General features: G+C 47.1%; 15 protein-coding genes. 9 read left to right on the top strand and 6 right to left on the bottom strand.

Annotated features, from left to right (window positions below; translation table 11 throughout):
- Positions 1 to 18: 18 nt before the first annotated feature.
- The 8 genes from mukF (at position 19) to torA (ending at position 12,971) form a co-directional block, all read left to right on the top strand.
- A complete protein-coding gene (gene mukF / locus AC2204_RS06330; RefSeq protein WP_318924643.1) occupies positions 19 to 1,341 on the top strand; it encodes a chromosome partition protein MukF in 1,323 nt (440 codons plus the stop codon).
- Positions 1,322 to 2,047 carry a chromosome partition protein MukE gene (mukE, locus tag AC2204_RS06325; protein ID WP_318924642.1) on the top strand — a complete coding sequence of 242 codons (726 nt, stop codon included), beginning with the start codon at positions 1,322 to 1,324 and terminating at the stop codon, positions 2,045 to 2,047. Before mukF ends, mukE begins: the two co-directional genes overlap by 20 nt.
- On the top strand, positions 2,047 to 6,507 hold the full coding sequence (gene mukB, locus AC2204_RS06320; protein WP_318924641.1) for a chromosome partition protein MukB: 4,461 nt from the start codon (positions 2,047 to 2,049) through the stop codon (positions 6,505 to 6,507). Before mukE ends, mukB begins: the two co-directional genes overlap by 1 nt.
- A gap of 282 nt (positions 6,508 to 6,789) precedes the next feature.
- Positions 6,790 to 7,794 carry a hypothetical protein gene (locus tag AC2204_RS06315; RefSeq protein WP_318924640.1) on the top strand — a complete coding sequence of 335 codons (1,005 nt, stop codon included), beginning with the start codon at positions 6,790 to 6,792 and terminating at the stop codon, positions 7,792 to 7,794.
- A 325-nt stretch (positions 7,795 to 8,119) separates the two neighbouring features.
- Positions 8,120 to 8,911: a tetratricopeptide repeat protein gene (locus tag AC2204_RS06310; protein WP_318924639.1), complete on the top strand. Its 792-nt coding sequence runs from the start codon at positions 8,120 to 8,122 to the stop codon at positions 8,909 to 8,911.
- A 160-nt stretch (positions 8,912 to 9,071) separates the two neighbouring features.
- On the top strand, positions 9,072 to 9,245 hold the full coding sequence (locus tag AC2204_RS06305; RefSeq protein ID WP_318924638.1) for a periplasmic nitrate reductase, NapE protein: 174 nt from the start codon (positions 9,072 to 9,074) through the stop codon (positions 9,243 to 9,245).
- A 36-nt stretch (positions 9,246 to 9,281) separates the two neighbouring features.
- On the top strand, positions 9,282 to 10,466 hold the full coding sequence (torC, locus tag AC2204_RS06300) for a pentaheme c-type cytochrome TorC (protein WP_318924637.1): 1,185 nt from the start codon (positions 9,282 to 9,284) through the stop codon (positions 10,464 to 10,466).
- Positions 10,467 to 10,493: 27 nt separating this feature from the next.
- On the top strand, positions 10,494 to 12,971 hold the full coding sequence (torA, locus tag AC2204_RS06295) for a trimethylamine-N-oxide reductase TorA (protein ID WP_318924636.1): 2,478 nt from the start codon (positions 10,494 to 10,496) through the stop codon (positions 12,969 to 12,971).
- 146 nt (positions 12,972 to 13,117) lie between these two features.
- Here torA and AC2204_RS06290 read toward each other — a convergent pair whose 3' ends face one another.
- Both AC2204_RS06290 and AC2204_RS06285 read right to left on the bottom strand, forming a co-directional pair.
- On the bottom strand, positions 13,118 to 14,803 hold the full coding sequence (locus AC2204_RS06290) for an NAD-dependent malic enzyme (RefSeq protein WP_318924635.1): 1,686 nt from the start codon (positions 14,801 to 14,803) through the stop codon (positions 13,118 to 13,120).
- A gap of 86 nt (positions 14,804 to 14,889) precedes the next feature.
- Complete coding sequence (locus tag AC2204_RS06285) at positions 14,890 to 16,077, bottom strand: dicarboxylate/amino acid:cation symporter (RefSeq protein WP_318924634.1); 1,188 nt, start codon at positions 16,075 to 16,077, stop codon at positions 14,890 to 14,892.
- Between the two features lie 395 nt (positions 16,078 to 16,472).
- On the opposite strand from AC2204_RS06285, the gene AC2204_RS06280 reads away from it, so the two are divergent.
- Complete coding sequence (locus AC2204_RS06280; RefSeq protein ID WP_318924632.1) at positions 16,473 to 17,372, top strand: LysR substrate-binding domain-containing protein; 900 nt, start codon at positions 16,473 to 16,475, stop codon at positions 17,370 to 17,372.
- A gap of 65 nt (positions 17,373 to 17,437) precedes the next feature.
- Here AC2204_RS06280 and aspA read toward each other — a convergent pair whose 3' ends face one another.
- The 4 genes from aspA to AC2204_RS06260 form a co-directional block, all read right to left on the bottom strand.
- On the bottom strand, positions 17,438 to 18,868 hold the full coding sequence (gene aspA, locus AC2204_RS06275; RefSeq protein WP_318924631.1) for an aspartate ammonia-lyase: 1,431 nt from the start codon (positions 18,866 to 18,868) through the stop codon (positions 17,438 to 17,440).
- A 494-nt stretch (positions 18,869 to 19,362) separates the two neighbouring features.
- Entirely contained in the window at positions 19,363 to 20,646 is a 1,284-nt protein-coding gene (locus tag AC2204_RS06270) for a dicarboxylate/amino acid:cation symporter (protein ID WP_318924630.1), read from the bottom strand.
- A 333-nt stretch (positions 20,647 to 20,979) separates the two neighbouring features.
- Positions 20,980 to 22,401 (bottom strand): sigma-54-dependent transcriptional regulator, encoded by a 1,422-nt coding sequence (locus AC2204_RS06265; protein ID WP_318924629.1) that lies wholly within the window; start codon positions 22,399 to 22,401, stop codon positions 20,980 to 20,982.
- Positions 22,401 to 24,101, bottom strand: a complete 1,701-nt coding sequence (locus AC2204_RS06260; RefSeq protein WP_318924628.1) for a transporter substrate-binding domain-containing protein — start codon at positions 24,099 to 24,101, stop codon at positions 22,401 to 22,403. Before AC2204_RS06260 ends, AC2204_RS06265 begins: the two co-directional genes overlap by 1 nt.
- Between the last annotated feature and the right edge of the window lie 238 nt (positions 24,102 to 24,339).

Below are 24,339 nucleotides of genomic sequence, written 5' to 3'. Positions count from 1 at the left end.
CAGCAATAAGGACAACGGATGAGTGAAGTATCCCAGACCGTTCCCGAGTTGGTTAACTGGGTTAAGCAACATGATTTTTCGCTTAACCTGCCAACTGAGCGGCTGGCGTTCTTGTTGGCGATTGCGGTCTTAAGCGGCGATCGCTTTGATGAAGAATTAGGGGAAAGCGAACTGGTTGATGCGTTCCGCATCGTGAGCGATATGTTCGATCAGTCGAATGAAACCCTGGCCTTTCGTGCCAATAACGCCATAAATGAACTGGTCCGTCAGCGCTTGATTACGCGTTTTACCAGTGACGTAACCGACGGTGTAAGTATTTACCGTCTGAGTCCGCTTGCCTTGGGCATTACCGATTACTACATCCGCCAGCGTGAATATTCGACGCTGAAACTGTCGATTCAGTTAGCGATGGTGGCCAATGAAATTAACAAAGCGGCTCAGGCAGCAAAAGAGGGCGGCGATGAAAAACATTGGCGTCAGGACGTTTTCGCGGTACTGAAGTATTCGGTCGCTGAAATTTTCGACCGAATCGATTTAAACCAGCGCACCATGGATGAACAACAGCAACAAGTGAAAACGGATATTGCTGAGCTGTTGAATCAGGACTGGCGTGCGGCGATTACCAGTTGTGAAAGCCTGCTGAATGAAACGTCCAGTACGCTGCGAGAACTGCAAGATACTTTGCAGGCTGCAGGCGATCAATTGCAGAGTCAGTTACTGGCAATCCAGGAAGAAGTGCAGGGTAACCCGGAGTTAGATTTCATTGATGGAATGATCTTCATTCTGCAGATGAAGCTAGATCGCATCATTAACTGGGGCCAGCAAGCTATTGATTTGTGGATTGGTTATGACCGTCATGTGCATAAGTTCATTCGAACCGCGATTGATATGGATAAAAACCGGGCCTTCAGTCAACGCTTACGCCAGTCTGTGACCGACTATTTCGATGATCCGTGGTTACTGACCTATGCCGATGCCGATCGCTTACTGGATATGCGTGATGAATCCTTGATATTACGTGATGATGAAGTCACCGGTATCGTGCCGGAAGAGATGGAATTTGAAGAACTCAGCCTCGTCAATGATCAGCTTGCTGGGCAGGTTGCCGAGATGCTACAAGCCCATAAAGAGACAGGTGCAGCCATTAATTTGAGCCTGCTTCTGAAAGATTATTTGGCTCAACACCCATACGCGCAACATTTTGATTTAGCGCGAATTGTGGTTGATCAGGCAGTACGACTCGGTTACTCAGAATCGGATTTCAATGCGATTCAGCCTGATTGGGAAGCGATTAATGAATACGGAGCCAAGGTACAAGCCAATGTCATCGATAAATATTGAAGAATTCATGCCTGAAAAGTTGGCAAAAGCAATTGCTAACCCACTTTTTCCGGCGCTGGATAATGCACTTCGTTCTGGACGCCATATTTCCAGCGAAGATTTAGACAACCATGCTTTGTTGATTGAATTTGAACAAGAGCTGGGTATGTTCTACCGCCGCTATAATGCGGAACTGGTACGCGCGCCGGAAGGTTTCTTATATCTTCGCCCGCGTTCAACGTCACTGATCAGCCGCTCGGTTCTGTCTGAAATTGACATGCTGGTGGGTAAAGTGTTGTGTTTCCTTTACCTTAGCCCTGAGCGTCTGGCCCATGAAGGGATTTTCACCAATCAGGAGATGTTCGAAGAATTACTGGCACTGGCTGATGAGAACAAGCTGATGAAGCTGGTGACTAACCGGGCGAGTGGTTCAGACTTAGATCGTGAAAAACTGTACGACAAAGTGAAAACCTCACTTCGTCGTCTTCGTCGAATCGGTATGATAATCCCTGTCGGCGAAAATGGTAAATTCCGGATCAGCGAAGCAGTATTCCGCTTTGGTGCTGATGTACGTACCGGGGATGATGTCCGTGAAGCTCAGCTGCGTCTGATCCGTGATGGTGAAGCCGTTGTTCATCAGCAAGAGCCTAGCCAGTCAAGCCTGCTCGATGGCAAAGAGCAACAAGAATTAGAAACTGAGTACGCAGGACTGGAGGGCGAAGCCTAATGGAACGCGGTAAGTATCAATCACTCACAATGGTCAACTGGAATGGTTTTTTTGCCCGTACTTTTGACATTGATAATCTGGTAACCACGTTATCCGGTGGTAATGGTGCGGGTAAGTCCACCACCATGGCCGCTTTTATTACCACCCTGATCCCTGATCAAAGCCTGCTTCACTTCCGTAATACCACGGAAGCTGGCAGTTCGAATGCCTCGCGTGATAAAGGCCTGCACGGTAAATTGAAACCCGGCGCATGTTATGCGGCCCTTGATGTGGTTAACTCGAAAAAGCAGCGCATTGTTTTTGCAGTAAAATTGCAACAAGTGGCGGGTCGAGACAAAAAAGTCGATATTAAGCCGTTTATCATTCAAGGCTTACCCTCACATATCAAGCCAACCGAGTTGTTGGTTGAGACCTTGTCTGAAAACCAGGCGCGTGTTCGTCAAATTAACGAAGTAAAAGAAATCGTTAGCGAATATGAGGGGGTGCAGTTCAAAGCATTTAGCTCGGTAACCGATTACCATGTCCAAATGTTTGAATTCGGTGTATTGCCGAAGAAACTGCGTAACAGCCAGGATCGCTCTAAGTTCTACCGTTTGATTGAAGCGTCACTTTACGGGGGGATTTCCAGTGCCATTACCCGTTCCCTACGTGACTACCTGTTGCCACAAAATACCGGTGTTAAGAAAGCCTTTCAGGATATGGAAGCGGCCTTGCGTGAAAACCGTATGACGCTGGAAGCGATTAAGCTGACACAAAGCGACCGTGACCTGTTTAAGCACCTGATCACCGAAGCGACCAATTACGTGGCAGCGGATTATATGCGCCATGCCAATGAGCGTCGTCAGAAGCTGGAAAAAACGCTTAGTTTGCGTGGCGAACTATTAGGTTCACGCCAGATTTTAGGCGATCAGCAACAATCGCTGATCAATATGACCGGCGAACTTGATGAGCTGACAGAGCGCGAAGGGGCACTGGAGCAGGATCATCAGGCGGCTTCAGATCATCTGCAACTCGTACAAACCGCCGTTCGTCAGCAAGAAAAAATCGAGCGCTATAAAGACGATCTGGAAGAGCTGACAGAACGTCTTGAAGAGCAAGTGATGGTGGTGGAAGAAGCCGCCGAACAACTTGCGATGACGGAAGAACAGGCTCAGCTGACGGAAGAAGAAGTTGATAGCCTGAAAACCCAGCTGGCTGATTATCAGCAAGCGCTGGATATGCAGCAGACACGGGCACTGCAGTATCAGCAGGCTGTTAAGGCGCTTGAAAAAGCCCGTCAGCTGTCTGGTGATGATGAGCTGCTTGCTGACAACGCACCCGCAGTGCTTTCTCAACTGAAGCAGCAGCAAGAATTACAAACAACCGCATTACTGGCGTTGAAACATAAGCTGGATATGTCATCAGCAGCAGCGCAGCAGTTTGATAAAGGCCTGCAGATTGTAACCACGATCGCCGGTGTGACTGATCGTACGACGGCGGGTAGCAAAGCACGTGAACTGATTGACCGTACCCGTCAGCTTCGTAACGTTGCTGAACGTGGAGAGCAGCTCAAAGCACAGTATCGCGATCTTGACCGTAGTGTTCGCAATCAGCGCCAGGCAACAGAGCTGGCTGCAACTTACAGTAAGCGTTTTGCCACGGCGATTGACAGTGAACTGGCGCTGGCTGAAGAGCAGGCACGTCACGAAGCGTCACTGGAAAGCCTGGAGCAAGAACAAGATCTGCTGGTTGAACAACGCAGCGATCTGCGCCGTCATGAGCAAACATTGGCTACCCAGATCAAAACGCTGGAAGCCGAGGCCCCGGCATGGATCAGCGCATCTGACGCGTTAGAAAAGCTGGCGGAACAGTCTGAATTAGAGTTGTTCGATAGCCAGGCTGTGATGAACGCTATGCAGGCGACGCTGGATAAAGAGCGTACAGCATCAGCAAACCGTGACCAGCTGGCCGCGCGTAAGCAGCAGCTTGAAGAGAGTATTGAGCGCCTTGCTCTGCCGGGTGGCAGTGATGATTCACGTCTGAGCGGATTGGCTGAGAGCTTAGGTGGCAGCCTGCTTTCAGAAATCTATGATGATATTACTCTGGCCGATGCGCCGTATTTCAGTGCTATGTATGGCCCGTCCCGTCACGCCATCGTCGTTCCCGATCTGAAAGGCATCAAAGAGAAATTGAGCGCCCTGGATGATTGCCCGGATGATTTGTATATCATCGAAGGTGATGTTGATTCATTTGATGACAGTGGTTTTGATGTCGACGAGTTGGACGGCGCGGTATGTGTTCATCTTAATGATCGCCAGTTACGTTATTCGCGTTTTCCTAAAGTCCCGTTGTTTGGTCGTGCAGCTCGAGAGCAACGTCTGGAACAGCTGCGTGACGAACGTGATCACGTTGTTGAAAATCATGCAAAAGCCGCATTTGATTCGCAGAAACTGCAACGTCTGTACCAGAGCTTCAATAGCTTTGTAGCAATCCATATGGGCGTGGCCTTCAATGCCGATCCTGAAGCTCAGCTGAAAGTCGCTCGTGACCAGCGTAATCAGGCGGTACGTCAACTGACCGATGTCGATGCCAAAGAGTTGCAGCAACGTAGCCAACTTGCCGCGGCACGTGAAGGTTTAGCCTTATTGGGTAAACTGAATCCGGTCGTTAACCTGCTGGAAGATGAGACCTTAGCCGAACGTTTCGCCGACGTTGAGCAACAGTTATCATACCTTGATGAAGCGCGTAATTACCTTGATCGTCATGGTAAGGCCATTACTGAGCTTGAAGGTCTGATCTCTGCCCTTGATGCCGATCCTGAGCAATTTGATGCCCTGCAAGCAAATTATGTTGAAGCGGACAGCACACTTCAACGACTGAAAACCCAGATGTTTGCGGTTGCTGATTTGGTAGAGCGTCGTCACCACTTCGGTTATGCCGATTCTGTTGAGTTGCTCAATAAGAGCTCAGAGCTGAATGAGCAGCTGAAGGCGAAATTGGTTGCCGCAGAGCGTGAACGTACCCGCTGCCGTGAAAGCCTGAAACAAGCGCGTGCTCAGATGAACCAGTACAACCAGCTATTTGCATCACTGAAGAGTTCGCATCAGGCAAAACAGGAAACCGTTCAGGAATTTGAACGTGAACTGCTGGAACTGGGTGTGCGTGCCGATCTCGAAGCAGAAGAGCGGGCGCGTGTACGTCGCGATGAACTCAATGAGCGCCTGCATAGCTCACGTGCTCGTCGAAGCCTGTTGGAAAAAGCAATCACATCCATCGAGCTTGAAATGAAAGGCTTGATCAAGCGTCTGCGCAAAGTCGGTAAAGATTACCAGGATATCCGCAAGCTGGTGGTGAATGCCAAAGCAGGCTGGTGCGCAGTATTGCGCCTGGCGCGCGAAAGTGATGTTGAACGCCGCTTGCACCGCCGTGAAATGGCGTACATGTCTGCCGATGAACTGCGTTCGCTGTCAGATAAATCACTGGGTGCTCTGCGTCTTGCTGTTGCTAATAACGAAGATCTGCGGGATGCATTACGTGCATCAGAAGATGTGTCTCGTCCGGAGCGAAAAGTACTGTTCTATATCGCAGTGTATCAGCATCTTCGCGAACGGATCCGTCATGACATTATCCGTACCGATGATCCGGTTGAAGCGATTGAAGAGATGGAAGTGGAACTGGCCCGCCTGACGGAAGAACTGACCGCGCGTGAACAGCGTCTGGCAATCAGCTCTGATTCTGTCGCTAATATCATTCGCAAGACAATCCAGCGCGAGCAGAACCGCATTCGTATGCTGAACCAGGGTCTGCAAAATATTGGCTTTGGTCAGGTTAATGGCGTGCGACTGAACGTGAAGGTACGGGATACCCACGAATCATTACTGACAGGTCTGGCTGAACAGCAAGATCAGCATCAGGATTTGTTCGGTAATAACCGTCTGACGTTCTCTGAAGCCATCGCTAAGTTGTTCCAGCGTCTGAATCCGCATATCGAAATGGGCCAGCGCTCACCACAGATCATGGGTGAAGAGCTATTGGATTACCGCAGCTACCTGGAACTGAGTATTGAAGTTAACCGCGGTACAGACGGCTGGCTACAAGCCGAATCGGGCGCATTGTCAACGGGTGAAGCGATCGGTACCGGTCAGGCAATCCTGCTGATGGTAATACAGAGCTGGGAAGAAGAATCACGTCGTCTGCGTGGTAAAGATATCATTCCATGTCGCCTGCTGTTCCTTGATGAAGCGGCCCGTCTGGATGGCAAATCAATCGCTACCTTATTCGAGTTGTGCGATCGTCTCGATATGCAGTTATTGATTGCGGCGCCAGAGAATATCAGTCCGGAAAAAGGCACCACCTACAAGCTGGTACGTAAGATCTTCAAAGACCGCGAGCACGTACATGTGGTGGGTCTGCGTGGATTTGGTCAAGAGGCTAAACCTGAACGTAATATTCAGGAAGTACTAGAGCTGGATCCTATCTAATTCCAACCGACAAAAAATGATTATCTGTTAGCTGGGTAATTAATAATCAAGGCCAGTATGATTTCGTTAAACGGATCGACTGGCCTTTTTTATTCATGGCTAAACGTAAGCTTAGGAGATGTAAGTATAACTCGGGCAAGCCTGTCTTGAGAGTAAGATCCCTTTCTCAATAGTTAATAACACCTTCGATAAATAATTTATGCGTTGATTCACTCCTAGAATTTTAGTGTTGGATTCGGCCATCCAACATAACTATTTTCACATTGTCGTAGGGGTGATGACATGAAAAGAATAATATTAATTATGCTCACCATGTTTGTGGTGGCAGGATGCGGTGGCTCTTCTGGAGATACAGAACTAGATTTAACACTTTCAAGCTCAGATACAGAGCCGGGGGCTGGATCTGATCCGGTGCCAATATCTGTTGATGTCGTAGTGCCGCCGACAGAAGTTCCAGCTCAAGATGAATTACAGGCTTGTATTGCAATTGATGCTATCAGCGTAACAGATTTAGCGGGAACGGTTACAGAGTGGACAACCAGAAGTATGAATGATCCTGAAGGTATTAATAATAATTCTCAGCAATGCATACCAGCAGATTCCGAAATTCCTATTGATAGTGACGGCTATCCTAAGTTTATAGTGATAGATCTTCATGATTTGACTGGTATCGATATTGTTCAGTTGCTTACAGAGCAGTTGGTTACGGCTGGAGAATATACCAGTATGTCGCTCTCTATTCTTCAAGGAAGCTACGGCGATTTTTATGATACGCCATATTGTCATATTGGAAACTTAGTTGATAAACACAAGATGGAAATTGCTGATGAACTGACTTTTGATGGTTTAAATATCAATATTGATGTGCCAACAACTTATACAATGTCATTTGACCTCAAGAGCATGTTGCAGTTAAGAGAAAATGTTTATTACTTGGAAAATGAAGGGTTTAGTCTAGTTGATAATTCTCTGGCCGGTATCATTTACGGGGATGTTGATCCAGCAACATGCGAGAATTCAGAGAATGCTTATGTCTATCTTTATCACATAGACGGTTCCGGTTATGGTGATTTAGGTTCTATAAATGCGCCAGTGAAGACTGCGAAGGTCATCAATGATAAATATTCAATGAAATATGTTCCTGAAGGAACGTACGATGTTGTATTGGCGTGTAATGCTATAGCAGATCTCCCGAATCAGGTTGATTTGGATATCGATTTAGATGAAGAATCTACGCATGAAGATCAGTTTGTGCATGGTGGTGAGGAATACTACAAAGCTTTCTAATCATTTCCTACCATATGAAACCAAAGCCGATGCAACTTGAGAGTTTGTCGGCTTTTTGTCACGAGGGTTAGGGCTTGTTGATAGCTTATTAAGTAATAGTTCAGTTATCATGAGACATCATAACTATACTAAGGTAGATCTACCTCTCATTATTAAGAATGTACGATAAACTTTCATCTGCTATAAGATCTTGACCAAGCAATAAATAACGGGTTTTGTCGGCGAAGTCAGTCATATCTGCCTATATCTTTCGGGTTGTTTTTTAATCGCCGCTTATATAAATTCAATTTCAACACCAGTTAGCCCTTTTGAAAGAGATCTATTTATGCAAGCTGTTATGACTCTGAAAAAATTCGCCCTCAGTGCCGTATTTGGCTTGGCCGTTACGGGGTATAGTATTTCTACCGCCACCGCTTCGGTGACGACCTCGCCGACCAATCACCTGCTTTCTACCCTTAAATATGTTGAATTGGAAGCCGAGCAGGGTGATACAAACATGCAGTTGTTTCTTGGACGCGCATATCTTGAAGGTTCTAACGGCTTAAAGTCAGATACATTGAAAGGCTTGTACTGGTTGCAAAAAGCTGCCGTTGATATGCCGGAAGTGAAAACAATGATTGGTGACTTGTTCAAAGCTGGTCAGGTACTGCCCCAAGATCCTACGCAGGCGGTAGAGTGGTATACAAAAGCGGCCGAGGAAGGTTCAGTACCGGCAATGGTTGAGCTGGGCGGTTATTATGCCTCGGGTGCTGCCGGACAGGTCGACTGCGGAAATGCGATTAAATGGTTCAATGAAGCCGCAAACGGTGGTTCTTTGGAGTCGAAACGTAACTTAGTTTGGTTGTATGCGACCTGTAATGATGAACGCGTACGTGATGGCCAGCGGGCTCTGAAATTGGCGAAGCAGGTGTTGAGTCGTAGTGGAACCGGAGATGCCGGTGACTATGATAATCTGGCAGCGGCCTATGCGGCATGCGGAGAATTCCAAGAGGCAGTGAAGGCGGAGCAAGAGGCCATTGGCAAATTGGAAAACACAAACACCCAGCGTTTTATAAAATTTGAGCAACGTTTAGAGTTATATAAACAGAATCAGACAATGTACAGCGCATCACTATAAAAAAGCGATTGTTTGTTTAGTATTAGAGAAAGGAGCCGAAAGGCTCCTTTCTTATTTTTGCGACGATAGTTTTTAAATACCATTCTGGCGTTTAACTATACTTTCAGGAATGGCTGCCCTTTTAGTTTTGGAAGGGGTAAACATAACTAGGATGTCAGCAATGAGTAACTCTGATGCAGTAGAAAAAAAAGAACGAGCAAAATATGAGTGGGGCTCCTTCTTATTTATCGCCGTCTGCCTGTTCCCTATTCTTGCAATTGCATTAGTTGGTGGCTTCGGTTTTGTTATCTGGGCAATCCAGGTCTTCTTTCTCGGCCCTCCTGGTCACGGCTAAATCAAAATCACAGCCAATAAAAACAGGTAGGTTATTATGATGAGTTTGATTAAAAAGCTGTGGGCTACCTTTTGGCGTCCTGCAGTGCATATTAGTTTGGGCGTATTAACCCTGGGCGGTTTTATTGCCGGAGTCTTTTTTTGGGGGGGATTCAACACGGCTCTGGAAATGACCAACACCGAAAAATTTTGTATCGGCTGTCACGAAATGCGTGACAACGTCTACGAAGAGCTGCAATCAACGGTCCATTGGTCGAATCGTTCGGGGGTCAGGGCGACCTGTCCTGACTGCCATGTTCCCCATAACTGGACAGATAAAATTGCACGTAAAATGCAAGCCAGCAAAGAAGTTTTTGGTTCTATTTTTGGCACCATTAATACTCGCGAAAAGTTTCTGGAAAAACGTTTAGAGCTTGCACAGCATGAGTGGAAGCGGTTTTCGTCGAATAAATCGCTGGAATGTAAGAATTGCCACGATTATGACAGTTTGAATTGGGAAGAGATGTCGAGCCTTGCCAATGTACAGATGAAGCAGGCCGCCGAGCGTGATCAGAGCTGTATTGACTGCCATAAAGGCATTGCTCACCAGCTACCCGCCGATATGGAAAGTTCCGGTGGAATGATTTCCCAATTGGTTCAGCAATCTTCCAGTACCAGCTTTAGTGCCGGAGAGACCTATTACAGTGTACGGCATTTGCCGATATATGAAGACGAAGCGTTAACCGTTGATGGCGGTCTGTTGAATCCTGCCTCTGCGATTAAGGTTGCAGACGTCACCGATAAGGCGATACAGGTCGAGCTATCCGGTTGGCGCAAAATGAAAGGATTCGGGCGGGTAATCAATGAAGACTTTGGTTTTAATATTGCATCCGCGGCGTTGAGTAAAGCGACAGCCCAGAATGATAGCCTGGTAGAACAGTTTGAAGAAAAAGAAGACGAACTGACGGGGCTGCCTTGGCAGCGTGTAACGGTGAAGCTCTGGATGCCGAAAGATTCATTAATTGATGATGTTCAAGTCATCTGGAATGAAGCGAAAGCTGCTTACAATACCAACTGTAGTGTGTGCCATACCCAACCGGCTGAAAATCACTTTGACGCCAATACCTGGCCTGGTATGTACGACGGAATGCAAGCGTTTGTTAACTTCGATAATGACAGTCAAGCCTTGGTATTGAAATACCTACAAAAACACTCGTCAGATTTTTCTGATGCAGGCCATTAAGGTGACAGAGTAAGCGAGGGATTTAATATGTCTCTGAGTCGACGTAAATTTTTAAAAGGGTTGGCCACAACAAGCGCAGCGTCTGTCATTGGGCCGGGTTTGTTAATGTCAGCGGCTAAAGCCGCAACAGAATCGGCTGGTGATCAAGCTAGCGGTATCTGGAAAGTATCAGGTTCGCACTGGGGCGCTTTCCGGGCTCGTATTTATAATGGCAAAGTGGCTGACATTAAACCGTTAGAGCTGGATAAGCATCCGACCGAGATGCTCAAAGGGATCAAGGGAATTATTTATAATCCGTCGCGGGTTCGTTACCCGATGGTTCGTCTTGATTGGCTGAAAAAGCATAAATACAGTGGAGAAACCCGGGGTAACAATCGCTTTGTGCGGGTGACATGGGATGAAGCCTTGGATCTGTTTTATCAGGAGCTGGAACGGGTACAGAAAGATTACGGCCCGTGGGCACTACATGCCGGACAGACTGGTTGGCGCCAGACCGGCCAGTTCCACAGCTGTACCAGTCATATGCAACGTGCAGTGGGTATGCATGGTAACTATATTACCAAAGTGGGTGACTACTCGACGGGGGCTGGTCAGACTATTCTTCCCTATGTTCTTGGCTCAACGGAAGTGTATGCACAAGGTACATCCTGGTCAGAAATCCTGGATAACAGTAAGAATATTATCTTATGGGCGTGCGATCCAAACAAGAACCTGCAAGTTGGCTGGAATTGTGAAACCCATGAATCATTTGCTTACCTGGAACTGCTGAAAGAGAAAGTTGCGGAAGGCAAAATAAACGTTGTTTCTATTGATCCGGCTAAAAATAAAACTCAGCGCTATTTGGGTAATAAGCATCTTTATATTAACCCGCAGACTGACGTCGCATTTATGCTGGCGTTGGCGCATACCTTATATAAAGAAGATCTTTACGATAAGAATTTTATAAAGACTTACTGCTTAGGCTTTGAGGATTTTGTCCCATACCTGCTGGGTGAGAGTAAAGATAACGTCGCGAAAACACCTGAATGGGCCGCTGAAATTTGTGGTATACCGGCTGATGAGATCCGTGAATTTGCCCGTATGCTAGTGGCTGAACGCACTCAGATCCTATTTGGCTGGGCTATTCAACGTCAGCAACATGGTGAGCAGCCCTACTGGATGGGGGCGGTACTAGCGGCAATGATTGGCCAGATTGGTCTGCCTGGTGGCGGGGTCTCTTACGGTCATCACTACAGCTCGATTGGTGTGCCTTCGACCGGTTTTGCTGCGCCGGGGGGGTTCCCTCGTAACGTTGACCAAGGCCAGAAGCCTAAATGGGATAATGACGACTTCAAGGGATACAGCCGTACGATCCCTGTCGCGCGGTGGGTGGATTGCCTGCTGGAACCGGGTAAAGAAATTCGTCATAACGGCTCAAAAGTAATACTGCCTGGGTACAAAATGATGGTGGTGAGCGGGAATAATCCATGGCATCACCATCAGGATCGTAACCGAATGAAAAAAGCGTTTCAGAAGTTGCAAACTATTGTCACCATTGACTTTGCCTGGACAGCGACCTGCCGTTTCTCTGATATTGTTCTGCCTGCCTGTACCCAGTTTGAACGTAATGACATTGATGTTTATGGTTCATACAGTGGTCGCGGCCTGCTTGCAATGCACAAGTTGGTTGATCCATTGTTTCAGTCAAAAACGGATTTCGAAATATTCACAGAATTAAGCCGCCGTTTCGGCCGCCACAAAGAATACACTCGTGGTATGGACGAAATGGAATGGGTCCGTTCACTCTATACCGACTGTCGTAACGCTAATAAAGGCAATTTTGATATGCCTGAGTTTGACGTGTTCTGGGAAAAAGGGGTACTTGATTTTGGCGGAGGTAAACCTTGGGTTCGTCATGCTGACTTCCGTGAAGACCCGGAAATCAATGCATTAGGTACACCATCGGGTTTTATTGAAATATTTAGCCGTAAAATCGACCGTTTTGGTTATGAACAGTGTCAGGGCCATCCAATGTGGTTCGAGAAGAGTGAGCGATCTCATGGTGGCCCGGGCTCGGATAAACACCCATTCTGGCTGCAGTCTTCTCACCCTGATAAGCGCTTGCATTCCCAGATGTGTGAATCTGATGAGTTCCGCGAGACTTATACGGTACAGGGCCGCGAACCTATTTATATTAATCCGGCAGATGCTGCAGCAAAGGGGATCATTGATGGCGATTTGGTTCGTGTATTTAATGATCGTGGCCAGCTATTGGCTGGTGCCGTACTGACTGATAGCTACGCCCCTGGTGTGGTGCGTATCGAAGAAGGTGCATGGTATGGGCCACTGAATGAAAAGGTTGGGGCGATTGATACTTACGGCGATCCTAATACGCTCACGCAGGATATAGCGTCATCAGAACTGGCGCAGGCAACCAGTGCTAATACCTGTAATGTAGATATTGAGAAATTTAAAGGTGAAGTACCACCGGTGACATCGTTCGGCGGGCCGATTTATGAGGTTTAGATAAGCTTTTATTGAATAGATTGTGATGCTGAGTAGTCGGAATGTTTCAGTTCATTTTGTCAGCTTTTGTGAGATATTTCAGGCGAAAAAATACCAATCTGAATAATGAGGGGGCACTAATCAGATTGGTAAAAAGTCGGAATGTTTTACAGTGCGGTTCTTTTGTATTTTAAGTATTCAGGTTTCCAGAAAAAACTGTCAATTTTTTCCAGTAACTGTTCATCGGTACGTTGCGGTGCTTTATGTTGTTCAACGGCTTTTTTGGCCACAGCCATAGCAATATGGCGAGAAACCTGTTGGATCTCTTGCAGCGGCGGCAACAGAGCCCCCTCTCCATGGCGAGCTAGTGGGGAGCATTCGGCTAAAGCGCGGCTACTCACCATCAACATTTCATCGGTGACACGGGTCGCACCAGATGCCAGCACACCAAGACCTATACCGGGGAAAATATAACTGTTGTTGCACTGGGCGATTGGATAGGTTTTGTCATTAAAAAGAACCGGATCAAACGGACTGCCGGTAGCAATTAGCGCGTCGCCTTCTGTCCAGCGAATAATGTCGGACGGCATACCCTCAACACGGCTGGTGGGGTTTGACAACGGCAAGACAATCGGGCGCTTGCAATGGGCATGCATCTCAGTGATCACCTCTTGGCTGAACAGACCTGGAACCCCCGAAACGCCGATCAAAACCGTTGGCTTGGCATTGCGCATCACATCCAATAGCGAGATATTACCGGTTTCATTCCATTGAGTGACGATGGCACTTTTCTGGACTAATTTTTGTTGGAAGTCGAGCAGGTTCTGCATGTCGTCGGTCAGTAGCCCCCAGCGGTCAACCATAAAGACACGCTCGCGTGCAGCACTGTCACTTAGCCCTTCGGCGATCATCTGTGCCACAATGGCTTCAGCAATTCCGCATCCGGCCGAGCCTGCACCGACAAAGGTAATGCGTTGTTCGGAAAGCTTTGAACCGGCGGCCTTACAGGCGGCAAGTAAGCTGCCGACGGTAACAGCGGCTGTTCCCTGAATGTCATCATTAAAACAGCAAACTTTATCTTTATAACGGTTGAGCAGAGGCATGGCATTTTTCTGAGCAAAATCTTCGAACTGGATTAATGCATTTGGCCAGCGGCTCTTAACAGCCTGAATGAACTCTTCGACAAAGTCATAATACTCCTGCCCGGTAATACGCGGGTGGCGCCATCCCATATACATAGGATCTGATAAAAGTTGGGTATTATTGGTGCCGACATCCAATACAATTGGCAATGTGTTGGCAGGGTTGATGCCACCACAAGCGGTATAGAGTGCCAGCTTACCGATAGGGATCCCCATGCCGCCAATGCCTTGGTCGCCAAGGCCAAGAATACGTTCGCCATCGGTAATAACGATAATTTTCACATCCTGACGGGCTGCGTTGTTTAATATATCAACGATATTGCCTTTGTCGGGATAGCCAAGGAACAGACCGCGGCCGCGACGATAAATATTGGAAAATTTCTCGCAGGCAGCACCCACCGTCGGGGTATAAATGATTGGCATCATCTCTTCGATATGATTATCAATCAAACGATAGTAGAGGGTCTCGTTAGTATCTTGAATGTTGCGCAGGTAGATGTGCTTATCCATATCATCGCTGAACGTTTGATATTGGCTGTAGGCTCTTTCTTCCTGCTCGTTAATAGATTCGATTGTTGCTGGCAGCAGTCCCATCAGACTGAAGTTTTGTCTCTCCTCCGGGGAAAAGGCACTGCCCTTGTTGAGCAGGGCATTTTCTAGCAGGGTTGGACCGGCATAAGGAAGATATAATGTTTTATTATTTTCGTACATTTAACAACTATCCTGTTTATCTCCGCAATAAGAGTTGTTTTGAAACAACTCTTATTGCGATAGCTAATAAATTAAATTCAGCCTGATTAGATTGTTTCTTCTACCAACTCTAATCCTTCTTCACTATCTGCTGTCTCGCCAGACATCTTGTCTATCAACAAGGCAATCACGCCATCGCCGGTCACATTACAGGCAGTACCAAAACTGTCTTGCGCCAGGTGAAGTACAATTTGCAGCGCAATCATTTCTTCGGTAAAGCCAAGCATTGAACCAAGCAAGCCGACAGAAGCCATGACGGCACCACCAGGCGCACCCGGGGCGGCAACCATAGTGACACCTAACATGGCGATAAACGGCAGGGCTTCGATCAAGCTGGGCACAGGGCCTGCACCGGTCATAAGAATGACGGCTACCGCAACACTGGCGATACTGATCACCGAGCCTGACATGTGGATATTGGCACACAATGGCACGACGAAATTAGCAATTGAACTTGATACGCCATTGCGTTTGGTCTGTTGCAAAGTGACCGGAACGGTCGCGGCAGAAGACATAGTACCAACAGCGGTAAAGTAAGCGGGCATCATGGTGCGCAGGATCTTTAGCGGCGATTGCTGTATGGCAATACCTGTAGTGACAAACTGGAAGGTCAACCAAACCCAGTGCATGACGACGACAGCAATTAACACCAGGCTAAAGGTTTGCAGGGTGGCAAACACCGTGCCTTTTACCGTCATATCGGCAAAGACGCCTGCGATATAAAACGGCAGGGCCGGGATGATGACTTTATTTAGAAACAACTCAATGATATCACGGCCCTGATCGCTTACTTTTTTCAGGTGTTCCGAACCCATACTGGAGATGCCGAGACCAAAAATGAAGGCGATGGTCAATGCCGTCATTATATTCATCACAGGTGGGATCTGAAGGGCTAAAAACGGCGCAAGAGAGGCTTTAGCCTCGGGCAGTTGACCAGCACCATCAAGTAAAACAGGGAACAGGCTCTTTGCGATCATGAATGCAAAAATACCGGCACCTAATGTTGACATATACGCCAGACCTACGGTCTTTCCGAGTAATTTTCCGGAGTTTTTTGGCAGGCTTGCTATACCGCTGGTAACATAGAAGAGAATTAATAATGGGATGGTAAATTTGATTAACTGGCTGACCAAATACTTTACGGTAATCAGGCCTTGAATAAGTACATCTGGTGCAAACATACCCATCAGTATGCCTATTAATATTCCACACAATAATTTAACGATTAAGTTCATTTTATTGACCTTTAATTTATTAGGATACGAGTTTCTTATAATAATATGTTGACTTGTTTCTAACTTGAATTGAATGGTTAATATTGAATCTATTTGTATGCGTATTGCTCATTACGTTTTTTTCTATAATAAATATGTTATTTATTAATAATATTACCAGCGAATGATATGACTATCTATCACGCTTGTGAAATGCAGAAAATAAAGGCCTGGTTATTAAAAAGCATCAGGTAAAAAGTAAGAATTGTGATCAACTTAATAGACAAGTGTTAATAACTTATTGATTATAGTTCTTACTGACTGGTGGCCCTTAGTTATGTATGTAATGGATTGTTTTTATAATGGATTATTCTTGGAGGATGACTGCCGTAAATCAATAGTATTGAGAAAAATAAATGAAAAATATAGAAACAAAATGGTTGCAAGATTTTCTTACCCTTGCTGAACTACAAAATTTTTCCCATGCTGCAGCTGTCCGCAATGTTACCCAACCAGCATTTAGCCGACGAATAAAATCGCTTGAGGCAGAATTAGGTTTAGTCTTGATTGATCGCAGCAAATCACCTATCGAACTGACTCTGTGCGGCAAGCAGTTTAAAACCACGGCACAATCCATTATTCATCAAATAGATGAAGAAGTTAACCGTTTATCCGGAAGCTCTTTTCATGGTCGGCATACTGTCCGGTTAAGCTCTGCGCATTCCGTTGCTATCAGTTTGCTGCCCAAGTTACATTCATGCCTGTTTAACCCAAAACTGAATACAAGTTTATCTGTTGATGCCAATGAAGTTGATGACGCTGTTGAATTACTTATAGACGGAAAGTGTGACTTTTTATTCTCATTTTATGAAGATAGGTTGCAAGTTGCTCCATATCGTTCAATATATCTTGGCCGTAGTTATTTATACTGTGTCTCAGCGGTGAACGAAAATGGAACTCCGATTTTTGATCTTGCACAAAATGATGATGTTCCATGTCTGGATTATACTCCTGAAAGCTATATGGGAAGAGCACTTCATCGAGCCAAGGCCAAGCTTACTCCAAATACGATATGTTCATCATCAATGACCAATTTTATTAAGGCTTTAGTGTTGCAAGGTAAGGGGATTAGTTGGCTACCTGATTATGCAATAAAAGAGGAGTTAGCATCAGGGCAATTGAAAATACTAACAGAGAGGGAGCCGGTTCCATTAGACCTGTATGTTTACCGTTATTATTCTAAGCTGCATGCATCGTGTGAAGCTATATGGAACGAGTTAAGTCAAGTGAGTCCGATAAAAGAGTTGAGCGGCTGATTAATACGGTTAAATAAAAGGGTTAGAAACTAACCCTTTTATTTTGGTGTTATTTTTAAATTATATTAATTATATAGTTTTGCTTTGTATTCTGGGTGCATCAGGTTATGTACGGAGAATATTTCGTCCAGGTGTTCTTCTGTTAGTAGCTTGCGCTCCAATACCACGTCTTTAACACTTCGACCTGTTTCAGCACAAATCTTGCCGACAATATCGCCCTCATGGTGGCCAATAAACGGGTTCAGGTAGGTAACGATACCGATGGAGTTAAAGACGAAGTCTTCGCACACCGTTTTGTTTACGGTGATCCCGCGGATGCACTTATCGGCAAGGTTGATACAGGCATTGTTCAGCAGTTCAATGGATTCAAAAATAGCCTGGCCGATCACCGGTTCCATCACATTGAGCTGTAGCTGACCGGCTTCAGCGGCAAAGGTCACCGTGGTATCGTTGCCGAATACTTTAAAGCAGACCTGGTTTACCACTTCAGGAATAACCGGGTTAACCTTGGCAGGCATAATTGATGAGCCAGCCTGCATTTCAGGCAGGTTTAGCTCGTTTAAGCCCGTACGCGGTCCGGACGAAAGCAGGCGCAGGTCATTACAGACTTTTGACAGTTTGACTGCTAAACGTTTTAGTGCAGCGTGAACGGTGATATAGGCACCACAGTCAGAAGTGGCTTCAATGAGATCTTCAGACGGTACACAGTCCAGCCCGGTTGCTTCGGCAAGGTATTTCACTGCCAGCTCCTGATAACCTTTAGCCGCGTTAAGTCCGGTACCGATAGCTGTTGCACCAAGGTTCACTTCCAGAAGCAGCGAGGCAGCATACTTCAGGTTTTTGATTTCTTCTTTTAGCAAGATGCTGAAAGCATGAAACTCCTGACCCACAGTCATTGGCACTGCGTCTTGAAGTTGGGTTCGGCCCATTTTCAGGATGTCCTGGAATTCTTCGCTTTTTGCATCGAAGGCTGTCTGCAGGTACTGAACCGAACCGAGCATTTTGATGATGCTATTGTATACGGCTACACGGAACCCCGTTGGATAGGCGCAGTTGGTCGACTGGCTTCGGTTGACATGGTCGTTTGGATTAATGATGTGGTACTCGCCCTTTTCGTGGCCTTTTAGTTCCAGCGCAACATTGGCGATAACCTCATTGGCATTCATGTTTACTGAGGTACCGGCACCACCTTGATACACATCAGAGATAAACTGATCCATGCACTTGCCGGTGTCGATGATCAAGTCGCAGGCTTCAATAATGTACTTGCCAACATCGCTAGGGATAGTGCCTAGTTCCATGTTTGCTCTGGCGGCTGCTTTTTTGGTAAAGACCATACCGCGAACCAACTCAGGAACGTCAGAAATTCTCGACGATGAAATAGAAAAATTCTTATAGGCACGAAGAGAGTGGATCCCATAATAAGCAGATGCCGGAATTTCAAGTTCACCTAGTAGATCTTCTTCAATACGAACCTTATTTGCAGTATCGAGCATAGCCTTTACCTTTATTGATAATGAGATGACACCGACACAATGGTCCTTTTATTTTCCAAAGTGAAATGCAAAAAAGTAAGCGATAATGCTTTTAATGCATAGTGGGATTGTTTGTTAAAAATACTGTTCAGTTGTTTTGTATTGTTAATTTAACGGCTGTAATTTTTCGTCGAACAGAATATTGGAGCGGGGTCACAGATTTTTCTGACGTTGAGGTATTTAGGCTGCCAAAACAGACTCAGCGTATCTGATATTTAATTTAATTGGTATTAATATGAATATGGCAGTGTTATCCGCAACAGCCCTGATTTAATGTTTATTTATATTGTTTGGTTATAGGTGAGTGACTTTCTCGCTGAACTTTGGATCTTGAGATGGTTTGGATATCAATGTAGGGCAGAAAGTGCGCCTGAACGTTATCGTCAGGCGCATATTTGGGCTGCAGTATTACTGTTTATACAGGCAAGCCTGTAACAGAATTAAATAATAGAGCTTTATGCCGCCTCTTCACTCGTACGGTTATAAGCTGCGCTGGTGCTGTTATAAACTTCGGTATCCAGCTCACCTTCGCTGCGGCCTACCAGTACAGACACCATCAGATCGCCACAGACATTAACACTGGTACGCGCCATATCCAGGATCCGATCGATACCGGCGATGATCGCCAGGCCTTCCATCGGTAAACCGACGGTAGTTAATACCAGCGAGAGCATGATCAGACCGGCACCGGGTACACCGGCGGTACCAATAGAGGCGAGAGTCGCAGTCATGATAATCGTCAGGTAATCAGCAAAAGAAAGATCAATCCCGAAGGCTTGGGCGACAAAAAGTGCGGCCACACCCTGATACAAGGCAGTACCGTCCATGTTGATGGTTGCACCAAGAGGCAATACGAAACTGGAGATCCCCTTCGAAACGCCCATTTCTTCTCGTGCGCACTTAATGGTTGCCGGCAGTGTGCCAGAGCTGCTTGTGGTAGTAAAAGCGACGGCGGCAGGGTTCACCAGCCCTTTCAAGTAAGGGACAGGGTTCAGGCGGCCAAAGAACTTGATCACACCGGTGTAGAAGACCAGTACATGGATCAGGCTTGCGATATAGGCAACGGCAATGACCTTGAACAACGGCAGAAGAATATCCAGACCGTACTTGCCGGCCACCCAAGCCATCAGGCCAAAGATACCGTAAGGTGCAAACTTCATGACTAATTCTGTCAGCTTGTACATTGCTTCAGCCAGACTTTCGAATACCTGTACGGCAGGTTGTGCTTTCTCGCCGCATAAATTAAGGGCAACACCCAGTCCAAGAGCAAAGACGATGATTTGTAAAATGTTACCGGCTGCCAGTGCGCTTACAGGGTTTTTAGGGATCAGATTAAGAATGGTTTGCACTAACGTTGGTGCTTCTTTCCCCTCGCTTGCTACCGCAGAGGCTGTCATATTCAAGCCTTCACCCGGTGTCAGCAACGTTGCCATGCCAAGGCCAATACTGATGGCGACGGCAGTCGTTGCGAGGTAAATGGCGATAGCTTTAACGCCGATACGCCCCATCTTCCGGGTATCTTGCATTGAAGTGACACCCACCACCAGTGAGCAGAAAACCAAAGGTACAATCAACATTTTGATGGCGTTAATAAAGAGGGTGCCGATCGGTTTGAGTAGTTCTGCATCAGGCCCGAGAACGCTTCCTGCGATCACGCCCAGTACCATACCGACCAGAATTTTTTTCCACAGGGCGAGGTTGCCCCAGAAGCCGCTAGGCTTAACTTGTGCTTGTTCCATGTTATTTCCTTGTCCGTCGTTTAGCGGGTTGAAGTTGTGTTACTTCCAATAATTTATTGTGTTTTGAGTGTTCAATAAATGGCTGAGCGGGAGATATCCCATTTTGCCTTGGAATTTATAATGCAACTTTAACGCCAAGTTAACATGATTTCGTATATCATTGTTTTTAATATAATAAATTGTTAATTAGTTAAGGTGATTTCAAGAAAGGGGTATAACCAAAGGAATAAGCTGCTGATGTGGAATCCTTTTATGTCTTTTTAATCAGTAGCTTATTCAAGATTGGTGCGGTTATAACTTTTCGCTAGGTTATAGGGGTTTGGCGGGAGTCTGTTACCGGTCGCCCCCTATGGCTGTTTTTTTGAGACGCTTACTTAATGCTGGCTGTGATATTCCCAGCAGTTTGGAGGCGAGTGACTGATTGCCCTGTGCCCGGTGCATAGCTTCACTGATCAGAAGATCCCCGACCTCTTGCAGGGTAGGCAAAGGGCGGTCCGGATTAAAGAGTATATGTTCGTTGCTGGCCTCTGGATCCGGTAGGGGGGCATATTGGTCAAGTACACGGCGAAAAACGTCCATAGAGAGCATCCGCGAGCGGTGTAAACTCATTGCGTCGTATGCCAGTGCCCGGAGTTCCCGTATGTTACCGGGAAATGCATAGTTGGCGAGTAAGACCGGAAGTTCTTTGGGAATGGTGGGTTTGTTTTTACCCAGCTCGTCTGCCGCCTCTTTGAGAAAATGTTCAAGCAACAACGGAATATCTGCGTTGCGCTGGCGTAGGGGAGGAATATCGACTTCATGGGTTTTTAGTCGGTAGTAGAGATCTTTGCGGAAATTCCCCTCTTTTTTCTTTTGCGCCAGATCCTGATGCGTCGCTACGACTACCCGCGATCGTAACCGTTTTGGCCGGTCGCTGCCCAAGGGGTAGTACTCTCTTTCCTGCAACAGGCGCAACAGTTTAATTTGTGAGGCTTGGCTCAAATCGCCGATTTCATCCAGAAACAGGGTGCCGCCCGCCGCCTGCTCTATGAGACCTGCCCGGGCTGTGTCCGCACCGGTAAACGCGCCGCGGTGGTGGCCAAAAAGGGTATCGGCAAACACATTGTCATCCAGCCCGGCCACATTGACGCTGACCAGTGGTCCCTGACGGTTGCTCAGCGTATGGATGGCCTCTGCGATCAGCTCTTTGCCGACACCGCTTTCACCACAGATCATGACGGGCTGGCTGCTCGGTGCGACTGACTCCAGATACTGGAAGACCGATCGCATGCCTTTATCTTCAGTGATGATCTTCGAAAAGGCTTCAGGGTGCTCTAAAGTATCGGTAAGAAAACGTCTGCGGAGCTCCTGATTTTCCAGCCGCATCTCCTGCATCTGAATGGCGCGTTTGATCCCCTCGTACAATCGGTCTTCTTCTGTGGTTTTGACAAAATAGTCGTAAGCACCGAGGCGGATACAGTTCACTGCGGTTTCCAGCTGGTTTAACCCGCTGATAATAATGACCCCGATCTCCGGGTACTCTTCGACGATTTTCTGCAACAGAACTTCGCCCGAGAGGTTGGGCATGGTCAGATCCAACAGCACCAGTCCAATATTTTCCTTGGCGAGAATTCCCATTACGTCACGGCTATCCTCACACTGGAAAATATGGTTAATTCCTCCCCGCCGTTCCAGAACAAGGCTGAGGCTGCGCAGGAAGGCAGCTTCATCATCAACCAGCAACACGCCAAAAGTGGGATAGTGATTAGTATTCATTAAGATGTGGTTCCTTTAATGGCGGGCAGCGAAAGTGTCGCACAAGTTCCATGCTTCGGGGTAGAGTCATAGGCTAGGGTACCACCATGTTCCTTAATAATGCTTGACGAGACCGATAGCCCAAGACCGGTCCCACCTTGTTCTCGTTTGGTGGTGAAAAACGGATCGCTCAGGTGCGGCAAGTGCTCGGGAGCAATTCCGTGTCCTTGGTCGCAAACTTCTAATTTCAGCATGTTTTGATGGCCCTGATAGATAGTACGGACTGAAATACCACGGGCAGGACTGTCGAGCGCCTGACAGGCATTGATGATCAAATTGATCACCACCTGCTCTATGCGCTGGGCATTACCTTCAAAACACGGCAGTTTGTCGGCGTAGTTCACCGTAAAGTGATGGGTGGACTTGGAAATGGTATTGTCGACCAGACGAATGGCCGTGGCGACGACATCGTTAAGGTCGACCGTTCCACTCAGTTCGGCCGGTTCCTGGCGGGCAAAATCTCTGAGATCATCAACAATTCGACGGATCCTGTCGGTACCGGTCAGCATATCATCCAGCATTGACGGAATGGCATCACGCATTCGGCTGTATTCCAGGCCGCCGAGAAGAAAATCACCGTGAGACCGGTAATGGGCTTCCAGGATCTCTTCGGCGTCCTGATAAACATCCTTCAGTATCGGCAGGTTAAGCAGTAACAGGCTGCTGGGGTTGTTGATCTCGTGGGCCACTCCGGAAACGAGAATACCCAACGAGGCCATCTTATCTGCCTGAATTAGCTGTTGCTGCTGCAGTTGCTGTTCCCGGGAGCGCCGTGCGACCTCTCGGCTGAGGGTCCGGTTCCAAATCATAATGATCCCGAGGATCAGTAACAGCAGTGCCGAAACAAAAGCGGCCGCCATCCCCAATTTCTTCCAGGTCACCCCGTTGTTTTCCATAGGACCCAGCCATTTGTCATAAATGGCCTGTTGTCGCCCGGTATTTTTGAGAATTGCCAAGCCCTCGCTGAACTGGGCCAGTAACTCTTGCCTGCCCTTCATGACAGAATAACCATATAGCTGGGCACCGAAAGGTTTTCCTGCCGGGAGTATGTTGGACAGCTCAAGCGCACGGCCCATATAAAGACCCGGCAGATTGGCAACCAGAGCATAATCGTGCTGGCCCGATGCCAGCAACCTCAGCGCAGCAGCATGGGTGTCGACCAAGATAAGCCGGGCGCCCGCATTTTTTTGCAACAAATAGTCGTGCATGATGCCGCCACTTTGCACGATAACCTCTTTGCCACTCAATTCGCTTAGTTCAGAAATGGTTGACGAGCCTTTACGGGCGAAAACAGACTGGTGGACAACCGCATGAGCGGGTGCAAAGTCGTAATTCTGGGTCCGGGCCTTGGACACAATCATTCCTTGTAATGCATCAATTTCTCCCGTTTCCAGCTTTCGGCGCATTGTGTCCCATTCACCAAGTTCGATGTCGACCTTGATCCCCATCACTTCAGCGATAGCCAGGGTGAGCTCAGTGTTGTAACCGTCGGGTTCGCCGTCCTCATTGAGAAATTCATAGGGAGGATAGTTATGATCCCCACCGACCCGGATGATATCGCCATGGTCGGATGCTTCGGCCTGAAGGATAAAGGCAGCTGGAAGCAACAGGATAACGAGCTTAAGCAGCCTGAAAATAGATTGAATTGGGGCAAATATCATACCGCTGTTCCTTTTAGCTGAACTCATTATTTTCCCTGAGGATCTGCCGTTGGCGGCTGATACTATTGATATTTTGAATATTATATAACGGATAACTAAGACGTATAACCCTTGGTACTGACATAAACTATTCAAATGTTATTCAGTTAGGCTTTAAGGAAGGGCAGGGGACGGCCTAAGTAGCAACGAGCAAACGAGGTAACTGGCATGGGGGAGGAGATGGACCGAAAATAAACGT

The sequence above is a fragment of the Photobacterium sp. genome (assembly GCF_057456235.1).
The sequence above is the reverse complement of the archived record's forward strand: the minus strand, read 5'-3'. Positions and strand labels throughout refer to the sequence as shown.

Bases quoted from the DNA above. Each gene is read 5' to 3' on its own strand.
- mukF (WP_318924643.1), top strand. From the start codon at position 19: ATGAGTGAAGTATCCCAGACCGTTCCCGAGTTGGTTAACTGGGTTAAG.
- mukE (WP_318924642.1), top strand. From the start codon at position 1,322: ATGTCATCGATAAATATTGAAGAATTCATGCCTGAAAAGTTGGCAAAA.
- mukB (WP_318924641.1), top strand. From the start codon at position 2,047: ATGGAACGCGGTAAGTATCAATCACTCACAATGGTCAACTGGAATGGT.
- AC2204_RS06315 (WP_318924640.1), top strand. From the start codon at position 6,790: ATGAAAAGAATAATATTAATTATGCTCACCATGTTTGTGGTGGCAGGA.
- AC2204_RS06310 (WP_318924639.1), top strand. From the start codon at position 8,120: ATGCAAGCTGTTATGACTCTGAAAAAATTCGCCCTCAGTGCCGTATTT.
- AC2204_RS06305 (WP_318924638.1), top strand. From the start codon at position 9,072: ATGAGTAACTCTGATGCAGTAGAAAAAAAAGAACGAGCAAAATATGAG.
- torC (WP_318924637.1), top strand. From the start codon at position 9,282: ATGATGAGTTTGATTAAAAAGCTGTGGGCTACCTTTTGGCGTCCTGCA.
- torA (WP_318924636.1), top strand. From the start codon at position 10,494: ATGTCTCTGAGTCGACGTAAATTTTTAAAAGGGTTGGCCACAACAAGC.
- AC2204_RS06290 (WP_318924635.1), bottom strand. From the start codon at position 14,803: ATGTACGAAAATAATAAAACATTATATCTTCCTTATGCCGGTCCAACC.
- AC2204_RS06285 (WP_318924634.1), bottom strand. From the start codon at position 16,077: ATGAACTTAATCGTTAAATTATTGTGTGGAATATTAATAGGCATACTG.
- AC2204_RS06280 (WP_318924632.1), top strand. From the start codon at position 16,473: ATGAAAAATATAGAAACAAAATGGTTGCAAGATTTTCTTACCCTTGCT.
- aspA (WP_318924631.1), bottom strand. From the start codon at position 18,868: ATGCTCGATACTGCAAATAAGGTTCGTATTGAAGAAGATCTACTAGGT.
- AC2204_RS06270 (WP_318924630.1), bottom strand. From the start codon at position 20,646: ATGGAACAAGCACAAGTTAAGCCTAGCGGCTTCTGGGGCAACCTCGCC.
- AC2204_RS06265 (WP_318924629.1), bottom strand. From the start codon at position 22,401: ATGAATACTAATCACTATCCCACTTTTGGCGTGTTGCTGGTTGATGAT.
- AC2204_RS06260 (WP_318924628.1), bottom strand. From the start codon at position 24,101: ATGATATTTGCCCCAATTCAATCTATTTTCAGGCTGCTTAAGCTCGTT.